Annotated in this window: 40 protein-coding genes and 1 pseudogene; 6 read left to right on the forward strand and 35 right to left on the reverse strand. The window is 68.4% G+C overall.

Annotated features, from left to right (window positions below):
- Nucleotides 1-16: 16 nt before the first annotated feature.
- The 28 genes from rpsK to rpsJ form a co-directional block, all read right to left on the reverse strand.
- Nucleotides 17-421, reverse strand: coding sequence for a 30S ribosomal protein S11 (gene rpsK / locus ACWY4P_RS23045; RefSeq protein ID WP_009715860.1), 405 nt, complete (start codon nt 419-421; stop codon nt 17-19).
- Between the two features lie 66 nt (nt 422-487).
- Nucleotides 488-868 (reverse strand): 30S ribosomal protein S13, encoded by a 381-nt coding sequence (rpsM, locus tag ACWY4P_RS23050; protein ID WP_456212446.1) that lies wholly within the window; start codon nt 866-868, stop codon nt 488-490.
- 194 nt (nt 869-1,062) lie between these two features.
- Nucleotides 1,063-1,176, reverse strand: coding sequence for a 50S ribosomal protein L36 (rpmJ, locus tag ACWY4P_RS23055; protein ID WP_003956441.1), 114 nt, complete (start codon nt 1,174-1,176; stop codon nt 1,063-1,065).
- 28 nt (nt 1,177-1,204) lie between these two features.
- A complete protein-coding gene (gene infA, locus ACWY4P_RS23060; RefSeq protein WP_003956442.1) occupies nt 1,205-1,426 on the reverse strand; it encodes a translation initiation factor IF-1 in 222 nt (73 codons plus the stop codon).
- A gap of 149 nt (nt 1,427-1,575) precedes the next feature.
- Entirely contained in the window at nt 1,576-2,412 is an 837-nt protein-coding gene (map, locus tag ACWY4P_RS23065) for a type I methionyl aminopeptidase (RefSeq protein ID WP_456212447.1), read from the reverse strand.
- A 98-nt stretch (nt 2,413-2,510) separates the two neighbouring features.
- Complete coding sequence (locus tag ACWY4P_RS23070; RefSeq protein WP_456212448.1) at nt 2,511-3,167, reverse strand: adenylate kinase; 657 nt, start codon at nt 3,165-3,167, stop codon at nt 2,511-2,513.
- Nucleotides 3,167-4,480, reverse strand: a complete 1,314-nt coding sequence (gene secY, locus ACWY4P_RS23075; RefSeq protein ID WP_456212449.1) for a preprotein translocase subunit SecY — start codon at nt 4,478-4,480, stop codon at nt 3,167-3,169. Before secY ends, ACWY4P_RS23070 begins: the two co-directional genes overlap by 1 nt.
- 204 nt (nt 4,481-4,684) lie before the next feature.
- The gene (rplO, locus tag ACWY4P_RS23080) at nt 4,685-5,140 is read right to left on the reverse strand and encodes a 50S ribosomal protein L15 (protein ID WP_456212450.1); all 456 of its coding nucleotides are present in this window, start codon (nt 5,138-5,140) and stop codon (nt 4,685-4,687) included.
- A gap of 1 nt (nt 5,141) precedes the next feature.
- Nucleotides 5,142-5,324, reverse strand: a complete 183-nt coding sequence (gene rpmD / locus ACWY4P_RS23085; protein ID WP_450492915.1) for a 50S ribosomal protein L30 — start codon at nt 5,322-5,324, stop codon at nt 5,142-5,144.
- A gap of 2 nt (nt 5,325-5,326) precedes the next feature.
- Nucleotides 5,327-5,932 (reverse strand): 30S ribosomal protein S5, encoded by a 606-nt coding sequence (gene rpsE / locus ACWY4P_RS23090; protein ID WP_182313942.1) that lies wholly within the window; start codon nt 5,930-5,932, stop codon nt 5,327-5,329.
- Nucleotides 5,933-5,978: 46 nt separating this feature from the next.
- Nucleotides 5,979-6,362 (reverse strand): 50S ribosomal protein L18, encoded by a 384-nt coding sequence (rplR, locus tag ACWY4P_RS23095; protein WP_456212451.1) that lies wholly within the window; start codon nt 6,360-6,362, stop codon nt 5,979-5,981.
- A 3-nt stretch (nt 6,363-6,365) separates the two neighbouring features.
- Complete coding sequence (gene rplF, locus ACWY4P_RS23100) at nt 6,366-6,905, reverse strand: 50S ribosomal protein L6 (protein ID WP_456212452.1); 540 nt, start codon at nt 6,903-6,905, stop codon at nt 6,366-6,368.
- A 21-nt stretch (nt 6,906-6,926) separates the two neighbouring features.
- A complete protein-coding gene (rpsH, locus tag ACWY4P_RS23105) occupies nt 6,927-7,325 on the reverse strand; it encodes a 30S ribosomal protein S8 (RefSeq protein ID WP_456212453.1) in 399 nt (132 codons plus the stop codon).
- Nucleotides 7,326-7,558: 233 nt separating this feature from the next.
- Entirely contained in the window at nt 7,559-7,744 is a 186-nt protein-coding gene (locus ACWY4P_RS23110; protein WP_003948630.1) for a type Z 30S ribosomal protein S14, read from the reverse strand.
- Between the two features lie 2 nt (nt 7,745-7,746).
- The gene (gene rplE / locus ACWY4P_RS23115; RefSeq protein WP_456212454.1) at nt 7,747-8,310 is read right to left on the reverse strand and encodes a 50S ribosomal protein L5; all 564 of its coding nucleotides are present in this window, start codon (nt 8,308-8,310) and stop codon (nt 7,747-7,749) included.
- Complete coding sequence (gene rplX / locus ACWY4P_RS23120; protein ID WP_014178777.1) at nt 8,310-8,633, reverse strand: 50S ribosomal protein L24; 324 nt, start codon at nt 8,631-8,633, stop codon at nt 8,310-8,312. The genes rplE and rplX overlap by 1 nt, the downstream gene beginning before the upstream one ends.
- A gap of 3 nt (nt 8,634-8,636) precedes the next feature.
- Nucleotides 8,637-9,005, reverse strand: coding sequence for a 50S ribosomal protein L14 (gene rplN / locus ACWY4P_RS23125; RefSeq protein WP_003998823.1), 369 nt, complete (start codon nt 9,003-9,005; stop codon nt 8,637-8,639).
- Nucleotides 9,006-9,106: 101 nt separating this feature from the next.
- Entirely contained in the window at nt 9,107-9,394 is a 288-nt protein-coding gene (gene rpsQ / locus ACWY4P_RS23130; RefSeq protein ID WP_456212455.1) for a 30S ribosomal protein S17, read from the reverse strand.
- Nucleotides 9,394-9,618, reverse strand: coding sequence for a 50S ribosomal protein L29 (rpmC, locus tag ACWY4P_RS23135; RefSeq protein ID WP_456212456.1), 225 nt, complete (start codon nt 9,616-9,618; stop codon nt 9,394-9,396). Before rpmC ends, rpsQ begins: the two co-directional genes overlap by 1 nt.
- Nucleotides 9,618-10,037, reverse strand: a complete 420-nt coding sequence (gene rplP / locus ACWY4P_RS23140; RefSeq protein WP_014178774.1) for a 50S ribosomal protein L16 — start codon at nt 10,035-10,037, stop codon at nt 9,618-9,620. Before rplP ends, rpmC begins: the two co-directional genes overlap by 1 nt.
- A 5-nt stretch (nt 10,038-10,042) precedes the next feature.
- Entirely contained in the window at nt 10,043-10,876 is an 834-nt protein-coding gene (gene rpsC, locus ACWY4P_RS23145) for a 30S ribosomal protein S3 (protein ID WP_358631176.1), read from the reverse strand.
- On the reverse strand, nt 10,876-11,223 hold the full coding sequence (gene rplV, locus ACWY4P_RS23150) for a 50S ribosomal protein L22 (RefSeq protein WP_432011108.1): 348 nt from the start codon (nt 11,221-11,223) through the stop codon (nt 10,876-10,878). The genes rpsC and rplV overlap by 1 nt, the downstream gene beginning before the upstream one ends.
- A gap of 46 nt (nt 11,224-11,269) precedes the next feature.
- Nucleotides 11,270-11,551: a 30S ribosomal protein S19 gene (gene rpsS, locus ACWY4P_RS23155; protein WP_014178772.1), complete on the reverse strand. Its 282-nt coding sequence runs from the start codon at nt 11,549-11,551 to the stop codon at nt 11,270-11,272.
- Between the two features lie 12 nt (nt 11,552-11,563).
- On the reverse strand, nt 11,564-12,400 hold the full coding sequence (gene rplB, locus ACWY4P_RS23160) for a 50S ribosomal protein L2 (protein WP_456212457.1): 837 nt from the start codon (nt 12,398-12,400) through the stop codon (nt 11,564-11,566).
- A gap of 47 nt (nt 12,401-12,447) precedes the next feature.
- Entirely contained in the window at nt 12,448-12,774 is a 327-nt protein-coding gene (gene rplW / locus ACWY4P_RS23165; protein ID WP_456212458.1) for a 50S ribosomal protein L23, read from the reverse strand.
- On the reverse strand, nt 12,774-13,427 hold the full coding sequence (gene rplD, locus ACWY4P_RS23170; RefSeq protein WP_456212459.1) for a 50S ribosomal protein L4: 654 nt from the start codon (nt 13,425-13,427) through the stop codon (nt 12,774-12,776). The genes rplW and rplD overlap by 1 nt, the downstream gene beginning before the upstream one ends.
- Nucleotides 13,428-13,435: 8 nt before the next feature.
- Complete coding sequence (gene rplC / locus ACWY4P_RS23175) at nt 13,436-14,080, reverse strand: 50S ribosomal protein L3 (protein ID WP_089509866.1); 645 nt, start codon at nt 14,078-14,080, stop codon at nt 13,436-13,438.
- Between the two features lie 13 nt (nt 14,081-14,093).
- A complete protein-coding gene (rpsJ, locus tag ACWY4P_RS23180; RefSeq protein WP_003948644.1) occupies nt 14,094-14,402 on the reverse strand; it encodes a 30S ribosomal protein S10 in 309 nt (102 codons plus the stop codon).
- A gap of 779 nt (nt 14,403-15,181) precedes the next feature.
- Between rpsJ and ACWY4P_RS23185 the strand changes: the two genes are divergently transcribed.
- Nucleotides 15,182-16,012, forward strand: coding sequence for a DUF3152 domain-containing protein (locus ACWY4P_RS23185; protein ID WP_456212460.1), 831 nt, complete (start codon nt 15,182-15,184; stop codon nt 16,010-16,012).
- Between the two features lie 3 nt (nt 16,013-16,015).
- Here ACWY4P_RS23185 and ACWY4P_RS23190 read toward each other — a convergent pair.
- Nucleotides 16,016-16,456: pseudogene (locus ACWY4P_RS23190) on the reverse strand (Uma2 family endonuclease); the annotation flags it as partial.
- 112 nt (nt 16,457-16,568) lie between these two features.
- Between ACWY4P_RS23190 and ACWY4P_RS23195 the strand changes: the two are divergent.
- Complete coding sequence (locus ACWY4P_RS23195) at nt 16,569-17,423, forward strand: carbon-nitrogen hydrolase family protein (protein WP_456212461.1); 855 nt, start codon at nt 16,569-16,571, stop codon at nt 17,421-17,423.
- Here ACWY4P_RS23195 and ACWY4P_RS23200 read toward each other — a convergent pair.
- Nucleotides 17,412-17,996, reverse strand: coding sequence for a TetR/AcrR family transcriptional regulator (locus tag ACWY4P_RS23200; RefSeq protein WP_456212462.1), 585 nt, complete (start codon nt 17,994-17,996; stop codon nt 17,412-17,414). The two genes, ACWY4P_RS23195 and ACWY4P_RS23200, sit on opposite strands and share 12 nt — an antisense overlap.
- A gap of 109 nt (nt 17,997-18,105) precedes the next feature.
- Here ACWY4P_RS23200 and ACWY4P_RS23205 point away from each other — a divergent pair, with 109 nt between their 5' ends.
- Both ACWY4P_RS23205 and ACWY4P_RS23210 read left to right on the forward strand, forming a co-directional pair.
- Nucleotides 18,106-18,993 (forward strand): NAD(P)-dependent oxidoreductase, encoded by an 888-nt coding sequence (locus tag ACWY4P_RS23205; protein ID WP_456212463.1) that lies wholly within the window; start codon nt 18,106-18,108, stop codon nt 18,991-18,993.
- Between the two features lie 119 nt (nt 18,994-19,112).
- The gene (locus ACWY4P_RS23210) at nt 19,113-19,409 is read left to right on the forward strand and encodes a nitrilase-related carbon-nitrogen hydrolase (protein WP_456212464.1); all 297 of its coding nucleotides are present in this window, start codon (nt 19,113-19,115) and stop codon (nt 19,407-19,409) included.
- Here the strand turns inward: ACWY4P_RS23210 and ACWY4P_RS23215 are convergent, their stop codons facing one another.
- The 3 genes from ACWY4P_RS23215 to ACWY4P_RS23225 form a co-directional block, all read right to left on the reverse strand.
- The gene (locus tag ACWY4P_RS23215) at nt 19,410-19,694 is read right to left on the reverse strand and encodes a hypothetical protein (protein WP_456212465.1); all 285 of its coding nucleotides are present in this window, start codon (nt 19,692-19,694) and stop codon (nt 19,410-19,412) included.
- A gap of 359 nt (nt 19,695-20,053) precedes the next feature.
- Nucleotides 20,054-20,317: a DUF397 domain-containing protein gene (locus ACWY4P_RS23220; protein ID WP_456212466.1), complete on the reverse strand. Its 264-nt coding sequence runs from the start codon at nt 20,315-20,317 to the stop codon at nt 20,054-20,056.
- Nucleotides 20,314-21,135 (reverse strand): helix-turn-helix domain-containing protein, encoded by an 822-nt coding sequence (locus ACWY4P_RS23225; RefSeq protein ID WP_456212467.1) that lies wholly within the window; start codon nt 21,133-21,135, stop codon nt 20,314-20,316. Before ACWY4P_RS23225 ends, ACWY4P_RS23220 begins: the two co-directional genes overlap by 4 nt.
- Nucleotides 21,136-21,288: 153 nt before the next feature.
- Between ACWY4P_RS23225 and ACWY4P_RS23230 the strand changes: the two genes are divergently transcribed.
- The gene (locus ACWY4P_RS23230; protein WP_456212468.1) at nt 21,289-21,723 is read left to right on the forward strand and encodes an ATP-binding protein; all 435 of its coding nucleotides are present in this window, start codon (nt 21,289-21,291) and stop codon (nt 21,721-21,723) included.
- 276 nt (nt 21,724-21,999) lie between these two features.
- Nucleotides 22,000-22,935 (forward strand): helix-turn-helix domain-containing protein, encoded by a 936-nt coding sequence (locus ACWY4P_RS23235; RefSeq protein WP_456212469.1) that lies wholly within the window; start codon nt 22,000-22,002, stop codon nt 22,933-22,935.
- A gap of 141 nt (nt 22,936-23,076) precedes the next feature.
- On the opposite strand, the gene ACWY4P_RS23240 is transcribed toward ACWY4P_RS23235, so the two are convergent.
- A complete protein-coding gene (locus tag ACWY4P_RS23240; protein ID WP_456212470.1) occupies nt 23,077-23,868 on the reverse strand; it encodes an SDR family NAD(P)-dependent oxidoreductase in 792 nt (263 codons plus the stop codon).
- A 54-nt stretch (nt 23,869-23,922) separates the two neighbouring features.
- Nucleotides 23,923-24,963 (reverse strand): NAD(P)-dependent alcohol dehydrogenase, encoded by a 1,041-nt coding sequence (locus tag ACWY4P_RS23245; protein ID WP_456212471.1) that lies wholly within the window; start codon nt 24,961-24,963, stop codon nt 23,923-23,925.
- Nucleotides 24,964-24,979 lie beyond the last annotated feature (16 nt).

Genomic DNA, 24,979 nt, shown 5'->3' on the forward strand with positions numbered 1-24,979 from the left:
CTCCTACTTCAGCTGGTCAGACGCGCCGACGCTTGGGCGGGCGGCATCCGTTGTGCGGAGTCGGAGTGACGTCCTGGATCGAACCCACCTCCAGGCCGGTGGCCTGGAGCGAGCGGATCGCGGTCTCACGGCCGGAGCCCGGACCCTTGACGAACACGTCGACCTTGCGCATGCCGTGCTCCTGCGCGCGGCGGGCGGCCGACTCGGCGGCCATCTGCGCGGCGAACGGAGTGGACTTGCGCGAGCCCTTGAAGCCGACATGGCCGGCCGAGGCCCAAGAGATCACGTTACCGGTCGGGTCGGTGATCGAGACGATGGTGTTGTTGAACGTGCTCTTGATGTGAGCGTGCCCGTGGGCGACGTTCTTCTTCTCCTTGCGGCGCACCTTCTTGGCGCCGGCCGTACGACTCTTCGGAGGCATTCGGTGTATCTCCCGTGGAGGTGGTCGGTCCTACAGCTCGGACCGCTTGACAGCGTCCGGTGCGGACTACTTCTTGCCCGGCTTCTTCTTGCCGGCGATGGCGCGACGCGGACCCTTGCGGGTGCGGGCGTTGGTCTGGGTGCGCTGACCGCGGACCGGCAGGCCGCGGCGGTGACGCAGACCCTGGTAGCAGCCGATCTCGACCTTGCGGCGGATGTCGGCCTGGATCTCGCGACGGAGGTCACCCTCGGTCTTGATGTTGTTGTCCACGTACTCGCGGATCTTGACCAGGTCCTCCTCGGCCAGGTCGCGAACGCGGGTGTCCGGGTTCACGCCGGTGCTGGCGAGGGTCTGCTGGGCAAGGGTGCGGCCGATGCCGAAGACATAGGTGAGGGCGACCTCGACGCGCTTGTCGCGCGGGAGATCAACGCCTGCGAGGCGTGCCATGAATCTGGCTCCAGATGGTTGTCGGAGGTCTTCCGCAGCACCACTCCCGGCCGCCGCGCGGCGACCGCCGGGTCCCCGGCCTCCGACCGGGGGTGTCGTCCCCGCGGAGGCGGGAACGGGTGACTGCGTATGTACGTACGTTTATGCGTCGCGCGAAGATACTGCGAGGTGCAGGTCGTGCGGCCAGGCGTGCGTCAGCCCTGGCGCTGCTTGTGGCGCAGGTTGTCGCAGATGACCATGACCCGACCGTGGCGGCGGATCACCTTGCACTTGTCGCAGATCTTCTTGACGCTCGGCTTGACCTTCATGGGTGTGAGGTTCTCCGGGTCGTGAGATCTACTTGTAGCGGTAGACGATCCGTCCGCGCGTCAGGTCGTACGGAGACAGCTCCACGACGACCCGGTCATCGGGCAGGATGCGGATGTAGTGCATACGCATCTTGCCGCTGATGTGCGCGAGGACCTTGTGACCGTTCTGAAGCTCCACCTTGAACATCGCGTTCGGCAGAGACTCGATCACGGTGCCCTCGATTTCGATGGCGCCTTGCTTCTTGGCCATGTCCTGCTTTCGGGATCGGCTACCTTGATCGGTTCGCGACATGCCGAAAGACACGCGTGAGCCGACGTGTCAGTCTACGTCAGCGCATCGGGAAACACGAATCCAGGGCAGCATGCCCGGATACCGAGATCATTAAGCCGGTCGGGATCTTACGCCAGGGGGTCCGGGGCCGTCTGTATGCCGTACTCGGCGAGCTTGGCCGCTCCGCCGTCCACGGCGGTCAGCACCAGCGGGCCCTGCTCGGTCAGCGCGACCGTGTGCTCCCAGTGGCTGGACCAGGTGCCGTCGTCCGTCTTGACCGTCCAGTCGTCGGACAGGACGTGGGTCTTCGCGGTGCCCAGGCTCACCATGGGCTCGATCGCGATACAGAAGCCGGGCACCAGCCGCGGGCCCTTGCCGCGCTTCTTCGAGACGTAGTTCAGCAGATGCGGGTCCATGTGCATCTGGCTGCCGATGCCATGGCCGCCGTAGTCCTCGATGATCCCGTACTTGCCGGAGGCCGGGCGCGGCTGGCGCCGGATGTAGCCCTCGATGGCCTTGGAGATGTCGACCAGGCGGTTGCCCTTGCGGACCGCGGCGATGCCGGCCCACATGGACTCCTCGGTCACCCGGCTCAGCTCGAACAGCTCGGGCGCGTGGCCCTCGCCCACGAAGACGGTGAAGGCGGCGTCGCCGTGCCAGCCGTCCACGATCGCGCCCGCGTCGATGGAGATGATGTCGCCGTCCTTCAGGACGGTCTCGCGGTCCGGGATGCCGTGCACCACGACATCGTTCACCGAGGTGCAGATGGTCGCGGGGAAGCCCCCGTAGCCGAGGAAGTTCGACTTGGCGCCGTGGTCGGCGATCACCTTGCGGGCGACGTCGTCCAGGTCCTTGGTCGACGCGCCGGGGACGGCCGCCTCACGTGTCGCCTGGTGGATGGCCGCGACGACCAGTCCCGCCTCACGCATCTTCGCGATCTGCTCGGGGGTCTTTATCTCCACCACTAGGACTGCCTTCCCGCGTTCAACAGTGTCTGCTCAACAGTACGGCCGCGACGCCCGATGGGCACCGCGGCCGTTGGCCGGATCGTCTCCAGGCCGCCTCAGGCCGCCTTGGCCGCCAGCACGTCCATGGCCCGCCGGGTGACCTCGGAGACCTTGCCCAGCGCCGGGATCGTCACGACCTGGCCCTTGGCCTTGTAGTAGTCGATGATCGGCTCGGTCTCCCGGTGGTAGACCTCCAGCCGCTTGCGGACGGTCTCCTCGCTGTCGTCCTCGCGCTGGTACAGCTCGCCGCCGCACTCGTCGCACACGCCTTCGGTCTTCGGCGGACGGCCGGTGACATGGAAGACATGGCTGCTGTCGTGGCGGCAGATGCGCCGCCCGGCGATGCGCCGGACGACCTCGTCCTCGGGGACCTCCAGGTCCAGCACCGCGTCCAGCGAGATCTGGTTCTCCCGGAGGAACTCGTCCAGCGCCTCGGCCTGCGCGAGATTGCGCGGGAAGCCGTCCAGCAGGAACCCCTGCGCGGCGTCCGGCTGGCGCATCCGGTCTTCGGCCATGCCGATGGTGACCTCGTCCGGCACCAGCTGCCCGGCCCGCATGTACTCCTGCGCCTGCCGGCCGAGCGGAGTGCCCTGGCTGATGTTCGCGCGGAAGAGGTCGCCCGTGGAGATGTGCGGGATCGACAGGTTCTTGGCAAGGTACGCGGCCTGCGTACCCTTGCCAGCCCCGGGAGGCCCGACAAGGACGATTCGCATCAGCGGAGGAACCCTTCGTAGTGTCGCTGCTGAAGCTGGCTCTCGATCTGCTTCACGGTCTCCAGGCCGACACCCACGATGATGAGGATGCTGGTACCGCCGAACGGGAAGTTCTGATTGGCATCGAGCGTCACCAGCGCCACCGTGGGCACCAGGGCGATCAATCCCAGATAGAGCGAACCGGGCCACGTGATGCGGTTCAGCACGTAGCTCAGATACTCGGCCGTGGGACGACCTGCCCGGATGCCCGGAATGAACCCACCATACTTCTTCATGTTGTCGGCAACTTCTTCGGGGTTGAAGGAGATGGCCACGTAGAAGAAAGCGAAGAAGACGATGAGCAGGAAGTACGTAGCGATGTAGTAGGGGTGATCGCCCCTGACGAAATTGGTCTGGATCCACGTGGCCCAGCCCGCTTTGGACCCGCTGAACTGAACGATCAGCGCGGGAATGTAGAGCAGCGAGGACGCGAAGATGACGGGAATCACACCCGCCTGGTTGACCTTCATCGGAATGTAGGTCGAGGTACCGCCGTACGAGCGACGGCCGATCATGCGCTTCGCGTACTGGACCGGAATGCGGCGCTGGGCCTGCTCGACGAAGACCACCAGGCCGACCATGACCAGGCCACACAGGACGACCAGGCTGAACTCCAGCCAACCGCCCATGATCTTGCCCTGCTGCTTGATCGCCCACATGGCGCTCGGGAAACCGGCCGCGATGGAGACGAACATCAGGATCGACATGCCGTTGCCGATGCCGCGGTCGGTGACCAGCTCACCGAGCCACATGATCAGCGCAGTGCCCGCGGTCATCGTGATGACCATGACGACCGTGGTGAAGATCGCATCGTCCCGGACGATCTGGTTACCGACCGAGCACGCCTGGAACAGCTGGCCGCTGCGGGCGGTGGCCACCAGGCCGGTGCCCTGCAGAATCGCGAGCGCCACGGTCAGGTAGCGGGTGTACTGTGTGATCTTCGCCTGACCCGACTGACCCTCCTTCTTGAGGGCCTCGAGGCGCGGGATCACCACAGTCAGCAGCTGCAGGATGATGCTCGCCGTGATGTACGGCATGATCCCGAGCGCGAAGATGGTGATCTGCAGCAGCGCGCCGCCGCTGAACATGTTGACCAGTCCGAAGAGCCCCTGCTGGCCCTTGGCCTGATCGATACAGGTCTGGACGTTCTTGTAGTCGATGCCCGGGATCGGGATATGTTGCCCGAGCCGGAAGAGCACAATGATGGCCAGCGTGAACAGCAGCTTCTTGCGCAGGTCGGGCGTCTTGAACGCCCGGGCGAACGCGGTGAGCACGGTGCCTCCTGCGCCCCCCGCGTCAGGCGCGAGAGGTGACGGTCTTGAGGATCGACGAATACTTATCGGTCAAGGCCCGCGCGAGCACGGACCGCGCGGAAGGTAACAACGCACGCCACCTTACCGGCGACCTGGCCCCCCTTGGAACGACCAACCGGGGATGCCCCGTATGTGGGGCATCCCCGGCCAGGTGTGCCACCGCTCTCAGACGAGCTCGGTGACCGTGCCTCCAGCGGCGGTGATCTTCTCCTTGGCGGAGCCGGAGACGGCGTCGACCGTCACCTGAAGCGCCACGGAGACCTCGCCGGTGCCCAGCACCTTGACGAGCTGGTTCTTGCGAACCGCGCCCTTGGCGACCAGATCGGCCACCGTGACCTCGCCACCCTGCGGGTAGAGCGCGGCCAGCCTGTCCAGGTTGACGACCTGGTACTCGGTGCGGAACGGGTTCTTGAAGCCCTTGAGCTTCGGGAGCCGCATGTGGAGGGGCATCTGCCCACCCTCGAAGCGCTCCGGAACCTGGTAGCGGGCCTTGGTGCCCTTGGTGCCACGACCAGCGGTCTTACCCTTGGACGCCTCACCACGACCGACACGGGTCTTGGCGGTCTTGGCGCCCGGGGCGGGCCGGAGGTTGTGGACCTTCAGCGGGTTGTTCTCCGCCATGTCAGTCGACCTCCTCGACCGTCACGAGGTGCCGCACGGTCTTCGCCATGCCGCGGAACTCGGGGCGGTCCTCCTTGACAACCGTGTCGCCCAGCCTCTTCAGGCCGAGCGAACGCAGGGTGTCGCGGTGGTTCTGCTTGCTGCCGATGTACGACTTCGTCTGCGTGATCTTCAGGCGGGCCATGCTCACGCACCCACCCCGGCACGCGCCCGCAGCAGAGCGGCGGGGGCGACGTCCTCGAGCGGCAGACCACGGCGGGCGGCGATCTCCTCGGGGCGCTGAAGGCCCCGCAGAGCGGCCACCGTGGCGTGCACGATGTTGATCGGGTTCGACGAGCCGAGCGACTTGCTGAGCACGTCGTGGATGCCCGCGCACTCCAGCACGGCACGCACCGGGCCACCGGCGATCACACCGGTACCGGGCGAAGCCGGCTTGAGCAGCACAACGCCCGCGGCCTCCTCACCCTGGATCGGGTGCGGAATGGTGCCCTGGATCCGGGGGACCTTGAAGAAGTGCTTCTTGGCCTCCTCCACACCCTTGGCGATGGCGGCCGGCACCTCCTTGGCCTTGCCGTAACCGACACCCACGGTGCCGTCACCGTCGCCCACCACGACCAGCGCGGTGAAGCTGAAGCGACGACCACCCTTCACAACCTTGGCGACGCGGTTGATCGCGACAACGCGCTCGACGTAAGCGGTCTTCTCGGCAGCTGCGCCGCCGTCCCGCCGGTCCTTCCGGTCCCGCCGCTCGCCGCCACCGGCGCCGCCACCGCGGCGCTGGGGTCCAGCCATTGGTTTACCTCTCTCGTTTCAGTCCGCTTTGCGTAGGAACCGGGGCCTAGAACTGCAGCCCGGCCTCGCGGGCGGCGTCCGCCAGAGCGGCGATCCGCCCGGCGTACTGGTTGCCACCGCGGTCGAACACGACGGCCTCGACGCCCGCCGCCTTGGCCCGCTCGGCCACCAGGGCGCCGACCTGCTTGGCCTGCGCGCTCTTGTCACCCTCTCCGCCACGGATGGACGTGTCCAGGGTCGACGCCGAGGCGAGCGTGTGGCCCGCGATGTCGTCGATGACCTGCGCCACCATGTGACGGTTGGAACGCGTCACAACGAGGCGGGGGCGCTCCGGCGTGCCGGAGATCCGCTTGCGGACGCGGATGTGACGGCGCTTGACGGCAGCGGCCTTGCGCGCGTTGCCCTTGGCGATCTTCACACCGTATGCCATGGCTTACTTACCAGCCTTTCCGACCTTGCGGCGGATGACCTCGCCCGCGTACTTCACGCCCTTGGCCTTGTAGGGGTCGGGCTTGCGCAGCTTGCGGATGTTCGCGGCGACCTCGCCGACCTTCTGCTTGTCGATGCCCTCGACGCTCAGCTTGGTCGCGGACTCCACCTTGAAGGTGATGCCCTCGGGGGCCTCGATCAGGATCGGGTGGCTGTAGCCCAGGGCGAACTCCAGGTTGGAGCCCTTCGCCTGGACGCGGTAACCGACACCGCTGATCTCGAGCGCCTTGCTGTAGCCCTGGGTCACGCCGGTGATCATGTTCGCCACCAGCGTGCGGGACAGGCCGTGCAGGGCCTTGTTCTGACGCTCGTCGTTCGGGCGGGTGACAACGAGCGTGTTGTCCTCACCCTTGGCGACCTCGATGGGCGCGGCGACGGTGTGCGAGAGAGAACCCTTGGGGCCCTTCACTGCGACCGTACGGCCATCGATGGTGACGTCCACACCAGCGGGAACCTGGATGGGCAGCCGTCCAATTCGCGACATGGCTCTTCCTCCGTTCCCTGGTTACCAGACGTAGGCGAGGACTTCCCCACCCACACCCTTCTTGCCGGCCTGCTTGTCGGTGAGGAGCCCGTGCGACGTGGAGATGATCGCCACGCCCAGGCCGCCGAGCACCTTCGGCAGGTTGGTGGACTTTGCATAGACCCGCAGACCCGGCTTCGAAATCCGCTTGATGCCGGCGATCGAGCGCTCGCGGTTGGGGCCGAACTTCAGCTCGAGGACGAGGCGCTTCCCGACCTCGGCGTCCTCGACCTTCCAGCCGGTGATGTAGCCCTCCTGCTGGAGGATCTCCGCGATGTGCGACTTGATCTTGCTGTGCGGCATCGCGACGTCGTCGTGGTATGCCGAGTTCGCGTTTCGCAGACGCGTGAGCATGTCTGCGATTGGATCGGTCATGGTCATGATGGCCTTCGGCCTCTCTCGCCGGGGTTTCCTATCTGCGCCATCCCTCTCACCCACTCACGGTGGGCACGGGTGCGGCGCGGGGACCTACGGCGTAGTAAGCGTCATTTCGCGGGCTATGCCCGCGGACGATGTGGGCAGCGGGGGCCCAACCTCACAAGCCTAAGGGATGTGAGGCGGGCTCCCGCCATCCATGTGCTTACCGAGAGTCCTGGTTTATCCCGTTTGTGGGATTACCAGGAGCTCTTGGTCACGCCCGGCAGCTCGCCACGGTGAGCCATCTCACGAAGGCACACGCGGCACAGGCCGAACTTGCGGTAGACGGAGTGGGGCCGGCCGCAGCGCTGGCAGCGGGTGTACCCGCGCACGCCGAACTTCGGCTTGCGGGCGGCCTTAGCGATCAGAGCCTTCTTCGCCACGGTCAGTTCTCCTTGAACGGGAAGCCGAGGTGACGAAGCAGGGCGCGACCCTCGTCGTCGTTGGACGCCGTGGTGACCACGGTGATGTCCATGCCCCGCACCCGGTCGATCTTGTCCTGGTCGATCTCGTGGAACATGACCTGCTCCGTGAGACCGAAGGTGTAGTTGCCCCGCCCGTCGAACTGCTTCGGCGACAGACCACGGAAGTCGCGGATGCGCGGCAGCGCGAGCGACAGCAGGCGGTCCAGGAACTCCCACATGCGGTCACCGCGGAGGGTGACGTGGGCGCCGATCGGCTGGCCCTCGCGCAGCTTGAACTGCGCGATGGACTTACGGGCCTTGGTGACGGCCGGCTTCTGGCCGGTGATCGTGGCGAGGTCGCGGATGGCGCCCTCGATCAGCTTGGAGTCGCGGGCGGCGTCGCCCACACCCATGTTGACCACGATCTTGGTGAGACCCGGGATCTGCATGACGTTCTCGTAGGAGAACTGGTCCTTCAGCTTGCCCTGGATCTCTTCGCGGTAGCGCGTCTTGAGGCGCGGTGCGCTGGTGATGGTGGCAGTCATCAGATGTCCTCACCGGTCCGCTTGGCAACGCGGATCTTGTTGCCCTCGTCGTCGAAGCGGTATCCGACGCGGGTGACGACCTTCTTGCCGTCCTTCTCCACCACGAGCTGGACATTGCTCACGTGGACCGGGGCCTCGGTCGTCACGATGCCGCCGGTCTTCGAGCCACGAGCGGTCTGGCCGGCCTTGGTGTGCTTCTTGACCCGGTTGACACCCTCGACCAGGACGCGGTCCTCGCGGGGGTAGGCCTGGATGACCTTGCCCTGCTTGCCCTTGTCCTTGCCGGTGATGACCTGAACCAGGTCGCCCTTCTTGATCTTCATCGGTTACAGCACCTCCGGCGCGAGCGAGATGATCTTCATGAACTTCTTCTCGCGCAGCTCACGGCCCACCGGGCCGAAAATACGGGTGCCGCGGGGGTCGCCATCGTTCTTGAGGATGACGGCCGCGTTCTCGTCGAAGCGGATGTACGAGCCGTCCGGGCGACGGCGCTCCTTGACGGTGCGCACGATGACCGCCTTGACGACGTCACCCTTCTTCACGTTGCCACCGGGGATCGCGTCCTTGACGGTGGCGACGATGACGTCACCGATGCCCGCGTAGCGGCGACCGGAACCACCGAGAACACGGATGCAAAGGATCTCCTTCGCGCCCGTGTTGTCGGCGACGCGCAGTCGCGACTCCTGCTGGATCACGTCTATCTCCTGATCGTCTGCCGGTTCCCGGCAGGGGCCGTGTGGTACGGACCCCTGCCGAGCCTGGCGGAACTGGCCTGAGGGCTGCTGCCCTCAGGGGATTACTTGGCCTTCTCGAGGATCTCGACGACGCGCCAGCGCTTGGTCGCGGACAGCGGCCGGGTCTCCATCAGGAGGACACGGTCGCCGACACCGGCGGCGTTCTGCTCGTCGTGCGCCTTGAGCTTGTTCGTACGGCGGATGACCTTGCCGTACAGCGCGTGCTTGACGCGGTCCTCGACGGCGACGACGACGGTCTTGTCCATCTTGTCGCTGACGACCAGACCCTCACGGGTCTTGCGGAAGCCGCGCATCTCGTTGTTCTCTGCAGTCACATTCGTCTCGCTCATCAGGCGCTCTCCACCGTCTCGATGCCGAGCTCGCGCTCCCGCATCAGGGTGTAGATCCGGGCGATGTCCTTGCGGACGGCCTTCAGCCGGCCGTGGTTCTCGAGCTGTCCGGTCGCCGCCTGGAAGCGGAGGTTGAACAGCTCTTCCTTGGCCTCACGGAGCTTGCCAACGAGATCCTCGTTGTTGAGCTCACGCAGCTCGGACGCCGTGGTACCGGCCGCCATCACGACTCACCTGCCTCGCGCCGCACGATCCGGCACTTCATCGGGAGCTTGTGAGCAGCGCGGGTGAGCGCCTCACGCGCAGTCTTCTCGTTCGGGTAGGACAGCTCGAACATCACCCGACCAGGCTTGACGTTCGCGATCCACCACTCCGGCGAGCCCTTACCGGAACCCATGCGGGTCTCGGCGGGCTTCTTCGTCAGCGGACGGTCCGGGTAGATGTTGATCCAGACCTTGCCGCCACGCTTGATGTGGCGGGTCATCGCGATACGCGCGGCCTCGATCTGACGGTTGGTGACGTACGCCGGGGTGACGGCCTGAATGCCGTACTCGCCGAACGCCAGCTCCGTGCCGCCCTTGGCCATACCCGACCGCTTCGGGTGGTGCTGCTTGCGGTGCTTGACCCTGCGAGGGATCAGCATGTCGGTCAGGCCTCCGTTCCGGTGCTCTCAGCAGCCGGAGCAGCGGTCGCGGCGGCCTCGGCCTTGGGGGCCTCGGCTGCGGCATTCTGCTGCTGCGGCTTACGGCCGCGGCCACCGCGCTCGCCGCCACGACGCTGCGGGCGGTCACTGCCGCCACCACGCGACGGGCGGTTGCCGGCGCGGGCGGCGGCGTTCTCGGCGCGGACCTCGGCGATGTTCTTGACGTCGCCCTTGTAGATCCAGACCTTGACGCCGATACGGCCGAAGGTCGTACGGGCCTCGAAGAAGCCGTAGTCGACGTTCGCGCGGAGCGTGTGCAGGGGCACGCGGCCCTCGCGGTAGAACTCCGAGCGGGACATCTCGGCGCCGCCGAGACGGCCACCGCACTGGATCTTGATGCCCTTGGCGCCGGCCTTCATCGTGCTCTGCATCGACTTGCGCATCGCACGACGGAAGGAGACGCGGGAGGACAGCTGCTCGGCGACGGCCTGGGCCACCAGCTGAGCGTCCACCTCGGGGTTCTTGACCTCGAGGATGTTCAGCTGAACCTGCTTGCCGGTCAGCTTCTCCAGCTCGCCACGGATGCGGTCGGCCTCGGCGCCGCGGCGGCCGATGACGATGCCCGGGCGGGCGGTGTGGATGTCGACGCGGACGCGGTCACGGGTGCGCTCGATCTCCACCTTGGAGATACCGGCGCGCTCCATGCCCTTCGTCATCATCCGACGGATGGCGACGTCTTCCTTGACGTAGTCCTTGTACAGCTTGTCGGCGTACCAGCGGGACTTGAAGTCCGTGGTGATGCCGAGCCGGAACCCGTGCGGGTTTACCTTCTGGCCCATTACCGGGTTCCTTCCTTGCTGCTGACGACCACGGTGATGTGGCTGGTCCGCTTGCGGATCCGGTAGGCACGGCCCTGGGCGCGCGGACGGAACCGCTTCAGGGTCGGGCCCTCGTCGACATAGGCCTCGGAGATGAAGAGGCTGTCGGCGTCGGTGTGGTCGTAGTTGTGCGCGGCGTTGGCAATGGCGCTGTCCAGCACCTTGCCGACCGGCACGCTCGCGGCCTGCGGAGCGAATCGCAGGACCGCCTGAGCCTCCGTGGCGCCCATGCCACGGATGAGGTCCACCACGCGGCGGGCCTTCATGGGCGTGACGCGGATGTACCGCGCCTGGGCCCTGGCTTCCATGGTTGTCCCTTCGGTGTCTGTCTGAGTCATTCGCTTGCTCCGCTGATCAGCGACGACGCGACTTGCGGTCGTCCTTCTCATGGCCGCGGAAGGTGCGGGTCGGCGCGAACTCGCCGAGCTTGTGGCCGACCATCGACTCGGTGACGAACACCGGGACGTGCTTGCGGCCGTCGTGCACCGCGATCGTGTGGCCGAGCATGGCCGGGACGATCATCGAGCGGCGGGACCAGGTCTTGATGACGTTCTTGGTGCCGGCTTCGTTCTGGACATCCACCTTCTTGATCAGGTGGTCGTCGACGAAGGGCCCCTTCTTGAGACTGCGCGGCATCTAAACCCGCTCCTAGCGCTTCTTGTTCGTCTTGCGGCGGCGGACGATGTACTTGTTGCTGGCCTTCTTCGGCGAGCGAGTACGACCCTCCTTCTGACCCCACGGCGAGACCGGGTGGCGACCACCGGAGGTCTTGCCCTCACCACCACCGTGCGGGTGGTCGACGGGGTTCATCACGACACCACGCACGGTCGGGCGGACGCCCTTCCAGCGCATACGGCCGGCCTTGCCCCAGTTGATGTTCGACTGCTCGGCGTTGCCGACCTCGCCGACAGTGGCGCGGCAGCGGATGTCGACCAGGCGGACCTCACCGGAGGGCATGCGCAGGTGCGCGAAGGAGCCCTCCTTGGCCAGCAGCTGCACGGAGGCACCCGCGGAGCGGGCGAACTTCGCGCCGCCGCCGGGCCGCAGCTCGATGGCGTGGATCGTGGTACCGACCGGGATGTTGCGCAGCGCCAGGTTGTTGCCCGGCTTGATGTCGGCCCCGGGGCCGTTCTCGACCCGGTCGCCCTGCGTCAGGCCGCGCGGCGCGATGATGTAGCGCTTCTCGCCGTCGGCGTAGTGCAGCAGCGCGATGCGCGCGGTGCGGTTGGGGTCGTACTCGATGTGTGCGACCTTCGCCGGGACGCCGTCCTTGTCGTGACGGCGGAAGTCGATCACGCGGTACGCACGCTTGTGACCGCCACCCTGGTGGCGGACCGTGATGCGGCCGGCGTTGTTACGACCACCCTTGCTGTGCAGCGGGCGGACCAGCGACTTCTCCGGCGTGGACCGCGTGACCTCGACGAAGTCGGCGACGCTGGAGCCACGACGGCCCGGGGTCGTCGGCTTGTACTTGCGGATACCCATTTCTCAGTCCTCGGAAGATTCCGGACTTCTGGACGCTCCGATCTCCGTTAGGAGACCGGGCCGCCGAAGATGTCGATTCGGTCGCCCTCGGCGAGGGTCACGATGGCGCGCTTGGTGTCCTTGCGCTTGCCGAAACCGGTCTTGGTGCGCTTGCGCTTACCCTGCCGGTTGATCGTGTTGACCCCGGTGACCTTGACCGAGAAGACCGCCTCGACGGCCTGCTTGATCTGGGTCTTGTTCGCGCGCGGGTCGACGATGAACGTGTACTTGTTCTCGTCCAGCAGCGCGTAGCTCTTCTCGGACACCACCGGCTTGACGAGAACGTCGCGGGGGTCCGTGAAGGTCTTGCTGGTGACAGCGGTCGCCTCACTCATCAGGCGGCGCTCCCTTCGGTCTGCTCAGCGGCCTTGGGACCAGCCACGAAGGACTCGAAGGCGGCCTTGGTGAAGACCACGTCGTCAGAGACGAGCACGTCGTACGTGTTCAGCTGGCCCGGCTCCAGGATGTGCACCTGGGGCAGGTTGCGGGCGGACAGCCACGCGGCCTCGTCGCTCCGCTCGACGACCAGGAGCAGGTTCTTGCGCTCGCTGATCTTGCCGAACAGGGTCTTGACGGCCTTGGTGGAGACCTCGCCCTCGATCACGCCGGTCACGACGTGGATGCGGCTGTGGCGCGCCCGGTCCGAGAGGGCCCCGCGCAGCGCGGCGGCCTTCATCTTCTTCGGGGTGCGCTGGCTGTAGTCGCGCGGCACGGGGCCGTGCACGACGCCACCGCCGGCGAACTGCGGCGCGCGGGTCGAGCCCTGGCGGGCGCGGCCGGTGCCCTTCTGGCGGTACGGCTTCTTGCCACCGCCGCGGACCTCGCCGCGAGTCTTCGTCTTGTGCGTGCCCTGGCGGGCAGCGGCCAGCTGGGCGACGACGACCTGGTGGATCAGCGGAACGCTGACCTGCGCGTCGAAGATCTCCGCGGGGAGCTCGACGGTCCCGGCCTTGTCGCCTGCCGGCGAAAGGATGTCAATGGTGCTCATCGGTTACCTCAGGCCCCCTTGGCCGCGGTACGGACCAGGACGAGGCCGCCGTTCGGACCAGGAACCGCTCCCTTGATCAGGAGCAGACCCTTCTCCGCGTCAACGGCGTGGACGGTCAGATTCTGGGTGGTGACCCGCTCGTTGCCCATGCGGCCGGCCATGCGCAGGCCCTTGAACACGCGGCCCGGGGTGGCGCAGCCACCGATGGAGCCCGGCGAGCGGTGCTTGCGCTGGGTGCCGTGTCCGGCGCCCAGGCCCTTGAAGCCGTGGCGCTTCATGACACCGGCGGTGCCCTTGCCCTTGCTGGTGCCGGTCACATCGACCTTCACACCGGAGTCGAACACCTCGGCCGTGACCTCCTGGCCGAGCGCGTACTCCGAGGCGTCGGCGGTGCGCAGCTCCACCAGGTGGCGGCGCGGGGTCACGTCGGCCTTGGCGAAGTGGCCCTTGAGGGGCTTGTTCACCTTGCGCGGGTCGATCTCGCCGAAGGCGATCTGGACGGCGTCGTAGCCGTCCGAGTCAGCGGTACGGACCTGGGTCACGACACAGGGGCCGGCCTTGACGACGGTGACCGGGACGATGCGGTTGTTCTCGTCCCACACCTGGGTCATGCCGAGCTTCTCGCCCAGGACGCCCTTGATCTGCTTAGCCATCTCGCGCGTCACCTCAGAGCTTGATCTCGATGTCGACGCCGGCCGGCAGGTCGAGACGCATCAGCGAGTCGACGGTCTTCGGCGTGGGGTCGAGGATGTCGATGAGGCGCTTGTGCGTACGCATCTCGAAGTGCTCGCGCGAGTCCTTGTACTTGTGCGGCGACTTGATGACGCAGTACACGTTCTTCTCTGTGGGCAGCGGCACCGGGCCCGCGACCGACGCACCAGTGCGGGTCACCGTCTCGACGATCTTCTTCGCCGAGGAGTCGATGACCTCGTGGTCGTAGGCCTTGAGCCGGATGCGGATCTTCTGTCCCGCCATGGCTACTTCGTAGTCCTGTCTCTCGTAACGCTCCGGAACCCGGTCGGTTCCCGTCCCTCCCCCGCCTCACCTCCGACCCACGCGGTCGGGCGTGTCGCGCCCCCTCCAGCAAATCTCCACATGCGAGATCCCTTATGGAAGAGGGTTGTGGGGGAAGAACACCCACCGGGTGCCTGGCCGGGGCCCCGCTGACGCTTCCCAGAAGATTCCCGTACGTCCGCCCCTGATGAGGGGCGACGAGTACTGTGGGACTCGCTTCCGGTCCTCCCGGCGGGAGACGCGCAGCATCGGCACTCAACCGAGCAACCCGGACAGTCTGCCACACGGGGCATGCCGGATGCCAATCAGGAAGCGGGGAAGCGTACCCCCTGCGGGGGGTCGTTCAAACTCGGCGCGCTTCGGGGGGCTTTCGGACTTGCACGTGACAGTGTGGTCGGCGCGTCACGGGACGTGACCTGGGCGCAACGGACAACCCGCCGCCCGTCCGCAGCCACCGGTGGGTCCCGCTCGCCGGCCCCTCGCCCGGGTCCCGCGCCCCTCTCGGCGCTCACCGCGCCACGACGTGTGACGCCTGGCTCTGTGACGCCTGGCTCTGTGACGCCTGGCTCTGTGACGCCTGGCACAGCGGGGCGCGAGGGCCAACCCCACGCCCCTCCCCGATCGTCTCTCTCCGGGGGAACCACCACGCATTCTCACTTCGGGGGACCACGGACATGCTCACGCGGCCCGGCGGCCGCGGCCCATTCGCCCGCCCCCACTCACCCCCGGACGTGCCCCCCATGACCTTCGCCGCGCAGGCCCCCGAGCAGCCCCCCGGCCCGTCCGCCCCGCGACGACGACGGCGCACCCGGGGCACCCGCCCCCGGAACTTGGTAGTGGCGCTGGCCGCCGGTACGGCCTTGATCGCCGGGGTCGTGCTCGCGGCCCAGACCGCCTTACGCAAGGACGGCGGCGGCTCGGCCCGCGCCGCGGACCCGGCGACCCCACCGCCCGACGCCATCTCGGCCACCTCGAAGCCCCCTCGCCCGGGCTCGTCCCCCTCTCCCGCCACCGGAACCGGCGGCTTCGTCACCGCGAAGTCCTCCGGCGCGGTGATCGGCAAGGGAGGCGATCTGCGACGGTTCAAGGTCATGGTGGAGAAGGGCACCGGCATCGACGCGAAGCGGGCCGCAGCCGAGATCTCCGCCGTCCTGGCCGACAGACGCGGCTGGACCACCGACGGCAGGAACTCCTTCCAGCTGGTCGCCGACGGCCCCTCCGACTTCGAGGTGAAGATCGCCACCCCGGACACGGTCGACGAGATCTGCGGCGCCGTGGGCCTGGACACCCATGGCGAGGTCAACTGCGACGCCGGAACCCAGATCATGGTCAACCTCAAGCGCTGGAACACGGGCTCGCCGGAGTTCTCCGGTCCCATCAGCGGCTACCGGGCACTGATCATCAACCACGAGGTCGGCCACCGGATCGGGCACGGTCATGAGAGCTGCCCAGGGAAGGGCAGACGGGCGCCGGTGATGATGCAGCAGATATACGGACTGAAGGGCTGTGTCGCGAACGAGTGGCCCTACGACGCGAGGGGCAGGTACATCGAGGGCCCGGCGGTGCCGTAGCGACTACATGTGGTCGATGCTCGTGAGGTCGATGTCGATGGTGAAGGGGACGGTCAGCTTCAGCCGCTCGTGGTGGATGCCGGTGATCGCGTAGGACTTGGTCACGGGGTCCAGCTCGTAGGTGTGCACGACCGGGTGTTCCCGCTCGCCCGCCATCTCGACCAGCCAGAAGTACGGGATTCCCGCGGCGGCATACTTGCGGGGCTTGGCGTCGCGGTCCCGCACCTCGGAGTCCAGTGAGACGATCTCCACCGCGAGCACGACGTCGGCTGCTTCGTACCGGTCCTGTTCTGGGCCCCGCACCGCTTCCGCCCGTACGACCAGGACATCCGGCTCCGGGGCGTCACGGGGGCCCAGGACGACGGTCATTCGTGAGCGCACCCGGAACGCGTCGGGCACGGTCCTGCGCAGTCCGGATTGCAGGAGGCAGATCGTCACGGAGTGGGGGAAGCTGCGGGAGCGCCTCTGTGTGCGACAGAGCCACCCATGCAGAGGAAACGCATTGCACGAGGTTGACGGCTGACCGATCCACCGGGCGCGGATAAGCTCGGCATCCGTGATCACCGCCGCCCCCTGGCCCTCTCGCCCGCTCCGCGTCGCCGCCGCCCAGGCCTGCCCCGCACCGGGCGACGTCGTCGCCAACGCCGCTACAGCGGCCGTGATGGTGCGCGAGGCCGCCGAGGCGGGCGCGCGCGTGGTCGTCTTCCCGGAGAAGTTCCTCACCGGGTACGAGCCGGAACTCATCCGCGCGGATCCGGAGCGCTGCGCGGTCCAGGCGGGCGGCGACGCACGGCTGGGCCCACTGCTGGCGGCCTGCCGGGACACCGGCACCGTGGCCATCGTCGGCGCCGCCGTACACGAGGCCGACGAGTTGTACGTGTCCGCCTTGGTGATCGACTCCAACGGCGGCCGGGCGGCCCGCTACGACAAGCAGATACTCTTCCGCTCCGAGCGCGACATCTACCGGCCGGGACGTGCCGGGTGCTCGGTGGAGGTCGACGGCTGGCGGCTGGGCCTGGGCATCTGCTACGACTCCGGCTTCCCCGAGCACGCCCGCGCCGCCGCGCTCGACGGCTGCCACGCCTATCTGGTCGGCGCCCTGTTCAGCGTCGGCAACGGCTACCACGAGTCTCGGATGTGGTTCCCCGCCCGCGCCTTCGACAACACCATGTACACGCTGCTGGCCAACCACGTCGGCACCACCGGCGGCTGGCACACCTGCGGTGCCAGCGCCGTCTGGGACCCCACCGGCCGCCTCGTCGCCGAAGCGGGCCCCACCGAACGGGAGCTGGTCGTCGCCGACCTCAACCCCGAACACCTGCGCCGCGCCCGCGAGGCCCACACCATGCTCGCCGACCTCCGCGACCCCGCCGCCGAGCCCCGGGACTGCCACATCCTGCTAGCGGGATAGCCGGACGTCGTACGAGCGCACCAGGCGGGCCAGTTGCCGACCCGCCGCCCGCAAGGGCTCCTCGCTGCGGTTGACCTGCGCCGTGACCTCCGCCCCTTCCAAGGCACTGATGATCGTGGTCGCCAACTCCCGCCCGTCCTCGGCCTCGAAGCCACAGCGCAGCAGCTTGTCCAAGACCGACCCCTCCCAGCTGCGCAGCGCCTCCGCACACGCCTGCTGGATCTCCGAGTCGGTGCCGAGGGTCTCCAGGGCGGCCGCCGTGACGGGGCAGCCGTCGATCCAGCCCGACTCGCGCAGCCCCGTCGCGAGTTGCCGGGCGCAGGACTCGATCGCCTCCGCCGGGTCTTCCTCGCTGTCCAGCGCCTCCCTGAGCAGCGTCGCGAACTCCTGGTCGCTGTGTTTGATCGCCGCCACGGCGACGGCTTCCTTGCCACCGGGGAAGAAGTGGTAGACGGAGCCGAGGGTGGCCTGCGCCTCCTTGGCGATCTGTTTGATGCCCGTGCCGACGTAGCCCTGCCGCTGCAGGAGGCGCGCCGCGGCGACGACGATCCGGTCCCGGGTGCTGGTCTGCATGCGAGCACCGTACCGGGCGACTGAGTAGAGCGTTCGTTCTAGAGCTGTGATACGTTCCCGGCACCCTCTAAATAGAGCGTTCGTTTTAGCGAAGGGCAGAGATCCCGGCATGAGCAGCAACACCACGCAGCAATCGGTCACCGTCATCGGACTCGGCCCCATGGGCCAGGCGATGGCCACGGCCTTCCTGGACCGCGGGTACGAGGTCACCCTGTGGAACCGCACCCCGTCCCGCGCGGACGCCCTGGTGGCCCGCGGCGCGACACTCGCGCCGAGCGTCGGGGAGGCGCTCGCGGCCAACGAGGTGGTGATCCTCAGCCTCACCGACTACGCGGCCATGTACGACGTGCTCGGCCCCGCCGAGACCGCGCTGACCGGCCGCGTCCTGGTCAACCTCAGCTCCGACACCCCCGAGCGGGCCCGCGCCGCCGCCCGCTGGGCGGCCGAGCGCGGTGCCGTGCACCTCACCGGCGGCATCACCGTGCCGCCCTCCGGGGTCGGGCAGCCCGAGTCGCTCACCTTCTACAGCGGCCCGCGCGAGGCGTTCGACAAGCACCGGGATGTGCTGGAAGTCGTGACCGGCCGGACCGACTACCGGGGCGAGGACCCGGGGCTCGCCGCGCTCTTCTACCAGCTCGGCATGGTCATGTTCTGGACCTCGATGCTGAGCTACTGGCAGGCAATCGCCCTCGCCAAGGCGAACGGTCTGGCGGCGGCCGACATCCTGCAGCACGCCACGGACACGGCGAACTCGCTGCCGGGCTTCTTCGCCTTCTACGCCGAGCGCATCGACGCGGGCAACCACGTCGGCGACGTGGACCGACTGGCGATGGGGATGGCCAGCGTCGACCACGTCCTGCACACCAACGCCGACTCGGGCGTCGACACCGCCCTCCCGGCCGCCGTCGCCGGCCTCGTCCGGCGCGGCATGGAGGCAGGCCACGCGGCGGACAGCTTCTCCAGCCTGCTGGAGATCATGCAGAAGGCCGAGGCATAGCACCCGGCCGACGCCTGCGGGCGGCCCCGGACCGACCGGGGCTCCCGCTCACTCTCCCTGCCAGATCCGTGCCAGATCCACGAGTTCCACATCGCTCCGCCCGCGCCTTCGACAACACCATGTACACGCTGCTGGCCAACCACGTCGGTACCACCGGCGGCTGGAACACGTGCGGCGCCAGCGCCGTCTGGGACCCCACCGGCCGCCTCGTCGCCGAAGCGGGCCCCACCGAACAGGAACTGGTCGTCGCCGACCTCGACCCCGAACACCTGCTCTGCGCCCGCGAGGCCCACACCATGCTCGCCGACTTCCGCGACGCCTATTGCACTGACACTCACTCCCACGATCGTGTTCAGGTCATCGACGGCCACCCCGGAGAGATCGCAAGGGCGGACGCCGCGCCGGCACCGAGATGATCACCCAGCGTCGCCCCTCGCGGCCCGCACCCTCTCCGCTGCGATTCGGCAGATGTTGCCCATCACATCAGGAGCCTGGTCAAACTCGTCATCGCTGATATCGCAGCCGGTCAGCGCGCGCAGAGCCTTGCGGTCAGCGGCGAGCCGCTCGGCCCGTTGCGTCGCGGTGAGCCGTTTCTTGGCAAGCTGCTGGACACACTGCCCAAGACTCAGACCTTGTTCCTCCGCAAGCTGGGCCAGATGGTCGCGGGTGTCCCGGGAGACCCGGATCGTCGTCGTTGCCATAGCGCCACTATGGGGGCTCGCTAGCGCTACGGGCCGAGGCGAGCGCCCCACGTCCGCACCGGCATTGGGAAAGACGGGATCTGGAGGGTGCTCAGCCAGACCCTCACCTGGATCCCTGTCCTCGACAACGCCTGGCGCCCCGGGCTTTCCGTGATCCGACTCCAGCCGCGGATGGGCCGACAGGGCCCGAGGCTGTGGCGAATGGCCACCGACCACGCCCTGCATACCAACGGCGACTCGTGGTTAACCTAAGTCAAGTTAGACAAACTTCACTTTGTCTAAGTCCACCGAGTCAAGCTGGGCGTCACGGCCCCAGCAAACTGCGCCGCACCCGCGAAGCCCACACCACGCTCGCCGAATCAGCCCTCGGATGCGTACGCCACGAAGCGGGTCCAGGCGTCCGGGGGGAACGTGAGCCGGGGGCCCTGGGGGGCGGTCTTGGAGTCGCGGACGTGGATGGTGCCGGGGGTGGCGGCGACCTCGACGCACGAGGGGCCGTCGTCCGTGCTGTAGCTGCTCTTGGCCCAGGCCACCTCGACGCACGCGGGGCCGTCGGCCGTGCTGTAACTGCTCTTTATCCACTCCAGCGCGGAACCAGTTCCGGCAGAAGGCTTGAGGGTCATGCTTCTCCCCGCACTCTCTCGATGAAGGCCAGTGACTCCTGCGGCGTGAGAGCCTGCGCACGGATGATCCCGTAGCGCATCTCAAGGATGTGGAGCTCCTTGGGATCGGCGATCACGCGACTGAAAAGCTGAACTTCGATGTGCCCGACAGTCGTGCCATCCTTGAGCTTCCGTAGCCGGAAGGAACCGTCGAGGCCAGAGTTCTCTTCCCGGCTCAGAGGCAGGACTTGAAGGTCCACGTTCGACAACTGACCGACCTCCAACAGGCGTTCGAGCTGCCGCCGCATCACCATTCTGCCCCCAACAAGGCGGCGTAGCGTCGACTCGCACTGCACAAAGTTGAAGACAGGCCGGGCTGCCGTGGCGTTGATGATCTCTTGCCGGGCCATGCGCGCCGCCACCCGACGCTCCAGCTCATCCTCGGTGAACATCGGACGTCGACCACCGAATACTGCCCGCGCGTACTCCTCGGTCTGCAACAACCCATCAATGACCAAGCTGTCGTACGCGCACAGCTCCCCCGCCTCCGCCTCCAGCTTCGCCAGATCCCGCACCTTCTTCGGATACCGCGCCTCCGCGACATCCTTCTTCATCGCCGCGATCTTGCCGCCCGCCCCCAGCACTTCATCCGTCTTGTCCAGGAACTCCGGCCGAGGAATCCGCCGAGCCCGCTCGACGGCCGAAACCAGCTCCTCCCCGTAACCGATCGCCGCACCCAACTCCGCCTGCTTCAGCCCCGCCGCCTCGCGCCACAGCTTGATCTGGCGGCCGACCGCCCTCATCACCGCGCCGCTGTCGTCATCCCACTCCTGATCCATGCCCCACCTCCGAGGTCCGTTCGTGCCCAACGCCGCTGCCCAGGGCGCGTCACGGCGTACGGGCCGGACAGAGCCGGACCACCACCGGACGGTCACCGCCCGTATTGGCGTCGCTACTTTTCAGCCTATGTGAGCTTGGCCACGCTGAGTGACGTGAGCCAACAAATCACCCGAACAGACACTTCCGTTTCCGCGCCCGCCGCCCTCCACTTCACCGTGCTGCTCTCCGCCACCCGCAAGGGCGCCCGCCTCGCCCGGCTGCTCGCGACCGAGCGGCTGCGCTCGTGGGAGCTGCCGTTCGAGACGGCGGCGCTGATCATCGCCGAGCTGGTGGCGAATGCCGCGCTGCACGGCCGCGTACCGGGCCGGAACTTCCGTCTCACACTCACCGCCACCGATGAGACGCTCCGCATCGAAGTGAGGGACCCCTGTGTGGAGCGTCAGCCGATCGTCCGCCGACGCGGAGAGACCGACGGCGAGTCCGGGCACGGACTGCTGCTTGTCGAGGAGTTGTCGGACCGCTGGGGCGTCGTCTCCGAGCTGATCTGCAAAACGGTGTGGGCCGAACTCGCTCTCCGACCTTCCTGAAAGAACTCCACGCCGGAGCCCGGAAAGACGGGCCCCGGTGGTCCGTGCGCCCCGGCCTCGGGCGATCAAAGACAAAGAACCCCTGGAAAGAACCCACCCAACCCAACCAAACCTCACCCCCGTCACCCGCGCGGGTGATTCCGCCCAACCGGGCTGGCGCCCAAGCGGTTCGGCGGGGCAGGCTCGGGCTCGACAACCCAAGACATGCGACGGCCCCCGGCCGGGACTCGCAATCCCGATCGAGGGCCTGACCACCAAGGAAGAGGCAACTTCCCGATGGCTGAGCAGCAGCTTAGCGCGCCCCCGCGCGCCCGTTCCGTGGTTCGCCAATCCGCAGGCGGAGTCACTCAGATCAGTGACTACCAGCCCAGGCGATACACGATCATCGGCGATCACCTCACCCAGCACCACGACCTCTCCCTGACCGCGATCGGGCTCGGCGCCCACATCCAGTCGCTGCCCGACGGCGCCGCCGTGGACATCCGCACGCTGGCCGGGAAGTTCGCGGAAGGGCGGGACCGGGTCGCCGCCGCGCTGCGGGAGTTGGAGGGCCACGGGTACATCAAGCGGGTCCGCGAGCGTACGCCCGAGGGGCGGATCGTCACCCGGACACTCTCGTACAACGTCCCCCAAGCCACCCGCGCCCACCGCGCAGCCGAGCCCGTGACCGAGCCGGTCGCCGCACGGCCCGCCCCGCCCGCGCCCCAGCGCGTCGTACGGCCCCCGGCGGCCACCCCGCCACCGCCGAGCAGCGACACCACCCCCACGCCACCGCCCGCGCGGAGCACCCGCCCCGCACCGCCCCCGCTCCCCGAGCCCACCGCACCCACCCCACAACACCACCGCTCCGCCGCCGCGCTCCTCGCCGAGCTGCGCCGCGACGACGCCCGGTTACTGCTCTCCGAGCGCGACGTACGCCGTCTCGCCCCGGGCGTGGCCGCCTGGCTGGAGCGCGGGACCGCCCCCGACGCCGTACGCCGCGCCCTGACCGCGAGCCTCCCACCTGACCTGCGCCACCCCGCCGCCCTCCTCGCCCACCGCCTCACCGCCCTGCTCCCGCCACCGCTCCCAGCGGCCCAGCCCACCCCACGCCCGGGCCCGGTCGTACCGCTCCAGAACTGCGACGGCTGCGACCGCGCCTTCCGCGCACCCCGCCCGGGCCGCTGCCGCGACTGCCGGACCGCCGCCTCCGGCCGACCCATCGCGGCGTAGAGGCGCCGCTGACGGCACGGAGTAGGGCGCCGTCTGACGATGAGGGCGAAGAGCGCCGGCTCCGCTGAGCAGCCCTCATGAATGCGCGCGGCCCGGCCTGGTCGTGGCCAGGGCGGGCCGGGCGGGGTGGGAGGGGCGCGGTCAGCGGGCGGTGTACGCGCCGTCGATCAGGTGGTAGCTGCCGTGGATGAAGGTCGCGCGGTCGGAGAGGAGGAAGGCGACCAGGTCGGCGACCTCCTCGGGACGGCCCAGCCGACCGGTGGCGTGCAGGGCGGCCAGGCCGCGGTAGGCGTCCTGGTCCATGGCCTTCAGGGCGGGGGTCTCGATGAAGCCGGGGCCGACCGCGTTGACGCGGATGCCCTTGTCGGCGTACTCGAGCGCGGCGGACTTGGTCAGGCCGACGACACCGTGCTTGGCGGCGACGTAGGCGGAGGATCCCGCCCAGCCGACGGAGCCGAGGATGGACGCGACGTTGACGATGGCGCCGCCGCCCGCGGCCTGCATGGCGGGGATCTCGTAGCGCATCGAGAAGAAGACGCCGTCCAGGTCGGTGCGGACGACGCGGTTCCAGACATCCAGGTCGTACTCGCCGACGGGCATGCCGTCGGCGCCTATGCCCGCGTTGTTCACCGCCAGGTGGAGGGCGCCGAAGGTGTCGACGGAGAAGTTCACGGCGGCCTCGACGGACGCGGCGTCGGAGACGTCCACGCGCACCGCGGCTGCCGTGATGTTTTCCGACTTCAGCTGGTCGACGGCCTTCTCGGCGCCTTCCAGGTTGTAGTCGGCGACGACGACGGCCGCGCCGCCCTGGCCCAGGCGGCGGGCGACGGCCAGGCCGATGCCCGAGGCGGCGCCGGTGACGAGGGCGGTCTTCCCGGCGAATTCGGTGGCGTTTTCGGGGGCGTTTTCGGGGGCGTTTTCGGGGGTGCTCATGGTGCTTCTTTCTTTCCGCTCGGGTGGGGTGTGGTGGGGCAGAGGGAGGAGCGGTCAGCCGTTGGGGAGGATCACGGCGCGGCCGTTGATCTTTCCGGCATGCAGTCGCTCGTACGCGAGGGGCGCCTCGTCGAGGGAGTAGGTCTCGGTGTGTACGGAGACCGCGCCGGCCCGGGCCAGGTCGAGAACCTCGAAGAGCTCGACGCGGCTGCCCCAGTACGGGGCGTTGACGGACACCTCGAACGGCAGGTGACCGAAGCCGACCGGCATCGGAGCCCCTCCGATGCCGACGATGGACACATCCGCCTCCACGGCCGCGACGGCGGCGGCGGTCTTCACGGTGGGTGCGGCGCCCACGAAGTCGAAGACGGCCTGCGCGCCGCGGCCACCGGCCAGCTCGCGGACTCTGGCGGCCGCCCGCGCGTCGGACAGCACGGCCTCGTGGGCGCCGACGGTGCGGGCGAGGGCCAGCTTGTCCTCGCTGACGTCCAGGGCGATCACGCGGGCCGCGGTCATCGCGCGCAGCAGTTGGACGGCGACGTGCCCCAGACCGCCGGTGCCGATGACCACGGCGGTCGAGCCGGGGACCAGTTTGGGCAGGGAGCGCTTGATCGCGTGGTACGGGGTCAGGCCCGCGTCGGTCAGGGGCACCGCCGCGACCGGGTCCAGGCCGTCGAGCGGCACCAGGTGGCGCGGGTCGTCCACCAGCATGTACTCGGCCATCGAGCCGGGAGCGCCGAGCCCGGGCGGCCGGATGCCCAGCTCGTCGGCGCGCAGGCAGTAGTTCTCCTTGCCCTCGGCGCACTTGGCGCAGGTCCCGCAGCCCCACGGGCCGTACACGGCGACCGGGTCGCCCTCGGCGAGACCGGTCACGCCGGCGCCCAGGGCGGCCACCGTGCCGACGCCCTCGTGGCCGAGGGTGAGCGGAAGCTCGTACGGGAAGCCCTCGGCGGGCCAGCCCATCACGGCGAGGTCGGAGTGGCACGCGCCCGCGGCGGTGACCGCGAGCAGCACCTGGCCAGGGCCGGGCTCCGGGTCCGGAACGGTGACGACCTCGGGGGCCGCGCCGATTTCCCTGTACTGCAATGCCTTCATTGCTGGCACCTGTTTC

The organism is Streptomyces sp. LZ34 (assembly GCF_053890475.1).

Bases quoted from the DNA above. Each gene is read 5' to 3' on its own strand.
- rpsK (WP_009715860.1), bottom strand. From the start codon at position 421: ATGCCTCCGAAGAGTCGTACGGCCGGCGCCAAGAAGGTGCGCCGCAAG.
- rpsM (WP_456212446.1), bottom strand. From the start codon at position 868: ATGGCACGCCTCGCAGGCGTTGATCTCCCGCGCGACAAGCGCGTCGAG.
- rpmJ (WP_003956441.1), bottom strand. From the start codon at position 1,176: ATGAAGGTCAAGCCGAGCGTCAAGAAGATCTGCGACAAGTGCAAGGTG.
- infA (WP_003956442.1), bottom strand. From the start codon at position 1,426: ATGGCCAAGAAGCAAGGCGCCATCGAAATCGAGGGCACCGTGATCGAG.
- ACWY4P_RS23070 (WP_456212448.1), bottom strand. From the start codon at position 3,167: ATGCGAATCGTCCTTGTCGGGCCTCCCGGGGCTGGCAAGGGTACGCAG.
- rplO (WP_456212450.1), bottom strand. From the start codon at position 5,140: ATGGCGGAGAACAACCCGCTGAAGGTCCACAACCTCCGGCCCGCCCCG.
- rpmD (WP_450492915.1), bottom strand. From the start codon at position 5,324: ATGGCCCGCCTGAAGATCACGCAGACGAAGTCGTACATCGGCAGCAAG.
- rpsE (WP_182313942.1), bottom strand. From the start codon at position 5,932: ATGGCTGGACCCCAGCGCCGCGGTGGCGGCGCCGGTGGCGGCGAGCGG.
- rplR (WP_456212451.1), bottom strand. From the start codon at position 6,362: ATGGCATACGGTGTGAAGATCGCCAAGGGCAACGCGCGCAAGGCCGCT.
- rplF (WP_456212452.1), bottom strand. From the start codon at position 6,905: ATGTCGCGAATTGGACGGCTGCCCATCCAGGTTCCCGCTGGTGTGGAC.
- rpsH (WP_456212453.1), bottom strand. From the start codon at position 7,325: ATGACCATGACCGATCCAATCGCAGACATGCTCACGCGTCTGCGAAAC.
- rplE (WP_456212454.1), bottom strand. From the start codon at position 8,310: ATGACTGCCACCATCACCAGCGCACCGCGCCTCAAGACGCGCTACCGC.
- rplX (WP_014178777.1), bottom strand. From the start codon at position 8,633: ATGAAGATCAAGAAGGGCGACCTGGTTCAGGTCATCACCGGCAAGGAC.
- rpsQ (WP_456212455.1), bottom strand. From the start codon at position 9,394: ATGAGCGAGACGAATGTGACTGCAGAGAACAACGAGATGCGCGGCTTC.
- rpmC (WP_456212456.1), bottom strand. From the start codon at position 9,618: ATGGCGGCCGGTACCACGGCGTCCGAGCTGCGTGAGCTCAACAACGAG.
- rplP (WP_014178774.1), bottom strand. From the start codon at position 10,037: ATGCTGATCCCTCGCAGGGTCAAGCACCGCAAGCAGCACCACCCGAAG.
- rpsC (WP_358631176.1), bottom strand. From the start codon at position 10,876: ATGGGCCAGAAGGTAAACCCGCACGGGTTCCGGCTCGGCATCACCACG.
- rplV (WP_432011108.1), bottom strand. From the start codon at position 11,223: ATGGAAGCCAGGGCCCAGGCGCGGTACATCCGCGTCACGCCCATGAAG.
- rpsS (WP_014178772.1), bottom strand. From the start codon at position 11,551: ATGCCGCGCAGTCTCAAGAAGGGGCCCTTCGTCGACGACCACCTGATC.
- rplB (WP_456212457.1), bottom strand. From the start codon at position 12,400: ATGGGTATCCGCAAGTACAAGCCGACGACCCCGGGCCGTCGTGGCTCC.
- rplW (WP_456212458.1), bottom strand. From the start codon at position 12,774: ATGAGTGAGGCGACCGCTGTCACCAGCAAGACCTTCACGGACCCCCGC.
- rplD (WP_456212459.1), bottom strand. From the start codon at position 13,427: ATGAGCACCATTGACATCCTTTCGCCGGCAGGCGACAAGGCCGGGACC.
- rplC (WP_089509866.1), bottom strand. From the start codon at position 14,080: ATGGCTAAGCAGATCAAGGGCGTCCTGGGCGAGAAGCTCGGCATGACC.
- rpsJ (WP_003948644.1), bottom strand. From the start codon at position 14,402: ATGGCGGGACAGAAGATCCGCATCCGGCTCAAGGCCTACGACCACGAG.
- ACWY4P_RS23185 (WP_456212460.1), top strand. From the start codon at position 15,182: ATGACCTTCGCCGCGCAGGCCCCCGAGCAGCCCCCCGGCCCGTCCGCC.
- ACWY4P_RS23200 (WP_456212462.1), bottom strand. From the start codon at position 17,996: ATGCAGACCAGCACCCGGGACCGGATCGTCGTCGCCGCGGCGCGCCTC.
- ACWY4P_RS23205 (WP_456212463.1), top strand. From the start codon at position 18,106: ATGAGCAGCAACACCACGCAGCAATCGGTCACCGTCATCGGACTCGGC.
- ACWY4P_RS23210 (WP_456212464.1), top strand. From the start codon at position 19,113: ATGTACACGCTGCTGGCCAACCACGTCGGTACCACCGGCGGCTGGAAC.
- ACWY4P_RS23215 (WP_456212465.1), bottom strand. From the start codon at position 19,694: ATGGCAACGACGACGATCCGGGTCTCCCGGGACACCCGCGACCATCTG.
- ACWY4P_RS23220 (WP_456212466.1), bottom strand. From the start codon at position 20,317: ATGACCCTCAAGCCTTCTGCCGGAACTGGTTCCGCGCTGGAGTGGATA.
- ACWY4P_RS23225 (WP_456212467.1), bottom strand. From the start codon at position 21,135: ATGGATCAGGAGTGGGATGACGACAGCGGCGCGGTGATGAGGGCGGTC.
- ACWY4P_RS23235 (WP_456212469.1), top strand. From the start codon at position 22,000: ATGGCTGAGCAGCAGCTTAGCGCGCCCCCGCGCGCCCGTTCCGTGGTT.
- ACWY4P_RS23240 (WP_456212470.1), bottom strand. From the start codon at position 23,868: ATGAGCACCCCCGAAAACGCCCCCGAAAACGCCCCCGAAAACGCCACC.
- ACWY4P_RS23245 (WP_456212471.1), bottom strand. From the start codon at position 24,963: ATGAAGGCATTGCAGTACAGGGAAATCGGCGCGGCCCCCGAGGTCGTC.